The sequence below is a fragment of the Enterobacter sichuanensis genome (assembly GCF_002939185.1).
Lineage (GTDB): Bacteria > Pseudomonadota > Gammaproteobacteria > Enterobacterales > Enterobacteriaceae > Enterobacter > Enterobacter sichuanensis.
In genome coordinates this window covers 1-1,771 of sequence record NZ_POVL01000138.1, presented here as the reverse complement: position 1 = coordinate 1,771, position 1,771 = coordinate 1, and the positions used below count along the sequence as shown (strand labels likewise).

Here is a 1,771-nt window from a genome sequence, read left to right as displayed (position 1 = left end):
GTTCCGGTAACTATCAACTTGAGTCCAACCCGGAAAGGTACGACAAAGCGCCACTGGCAGCAGCCACTGGTAAACAGGATGTGCGAGAGATGTATTTGAGTTCTTGAAGTGAAGACCTAACTGAGGCTACACTGGAAGGACGGATTTGGTGACATGTCTCGCACAAGACTGTTACCACGGTTCATAAACTTGCCGGTTAATGAACCTTCGAAAAACCACCTTGCCGGGTGGTTTTTTCGTTTTCCGAGAAAGAGATTACGCTTTGAGCGAATGAATCTCAAGAAGATCATGGCATTTGATGAACAAATGAGTCAGCTACTCAGATTGATAGAAAAAATGCCCCTTATACAAGTGATATCTTTTCCAAAACTGATACTCTATTTTAACATTAGAAAGCGTCCATTTCCCACTCCGCGATTCAGCCTCTTCTTTAATATCAGCAATACTTGGGATCACCCCATTTGAAATAACAAAATCGTCCAACCAATCCCACATTTCTCGCCGAGATGATTTAAATACAACAGGAGCTTTCCCATATGAGCAAGTTGGCATAAAATCCCCCGTAATAAATCTTTTAAACCCCCCATTCACAAGAGAAACTTCTCTTCCATTACCATTACCATTACCATTACCATTACCATTACCATTACCATTACCATTTTTCATCGTAGAGCTATCAGGTTCCTTAATTGTCACACTGCCATCAGGCCCAACAAATATCCAGTGTAAATTCAATTTACTAACAGCAAGAATGCTCGTTTCTTCTATTAATCTTTCATACTGTTTTATTCTTGGAACAGCAATAGCATAATTAATATTATCTTTTGTCATTCTCTGCACTAATTGTCCAAGACAAGTTCGAAAATCCAACCCTGGCTGTGATGTTTTTCCTTTTACTTCAATATGCCACACAACATCCCTAGATTCTTTATCACGACAAATAAGGTCAATATAAGAACCCGTATCTATATCGAACCCTTGTCGAAAAAAATATTTTTCTAAAGAAGCTTGAACAAATTCCTCGGAGGGATATTCACCACCTAGTAAGTACCTTCTCGTCACCATAAGAGCCACACCCCCTACGCATCCTATTTACTATAACGTCATATTTTAAGAGTTCCCACAAGGGGAACTCTCTGTACGATTACGAGTGATCATTCGATATATTTCGTTGAAATCCATACCATGAATCAACATCTTCGCCGCCACATAGCCTTTCTCTAATCAATTTGAGGAAAGTATCCCTAGCCACAGCTGATGCTAGAAAAAGAGCTTCTGGATGATGATTAGAGCTCACGACCCAAGCATCACCCCGACCACCCTCAACACACTGATACAACCCCATATCACTTACATTCTGAACGGAATCATAAAGAGCCATAACCTCCTCATAATCGCCATCAACATCATCTAACCACGCATCAAAATTAGTAGCAGTCGCCATGCCAATCCTCCATTTTTTAGTTTTCAGGAGTTAATTTACATAGTGATAGGGGCTGTTAAGCAAATAAGTTTTTACCCTTTTTGCCTCATGCTCTAAAAGTGAGCAAGACAGGCATTTACCATAACGTCGCATTACACGCACCGCTCAAACGCTCGAGAAACGATTCTGGGGCGTAACCCATTAAATCCTACGTCTTACCCCCTGAAAACGCCTCAAAATCGCGCTGATGGGTTTTACGGGCATGAATTGTTATGCACCAGACTGGCTGGAGGTAGATTTCATCCTGAATTCACGCCAGACAACTCAAAACCCGCACCAAACCCGACT

General features: G+C 41.3%; 2 protein-coding genes. Both read right to left on the bottom strand.

The window, feature by feature from the left end; all coding sequences use genetic code 11:
• Positions 1 to 315 precede the first annotated feature (315 nt).
• Positions 316 to 1,074, bottom strand: a complete 759-nt coding sequence (locus C5687_RS24935) for a hypothetical protein (RefSeq protein WP_202911316.1) — start codon at positions 1,072 to 1,074, stop codon at positions 316 to 318.
• 70 nt (positions 1,075 to 1,144) lie between these two features.
• Positions 1,145 to 1,444 (bottom strand): hypothetical protein, encoded by a 300-nt coding sequence (locus C5687_RS24135; protein WP_023281092.1) that lies wholly within the window; start codon positions 1,442 to 1,444, stop codon positions 1,145 to 1,147.
• Between the last annotated feature and the right edge of the window lie 327 nt (positions 1,445 to 1,771).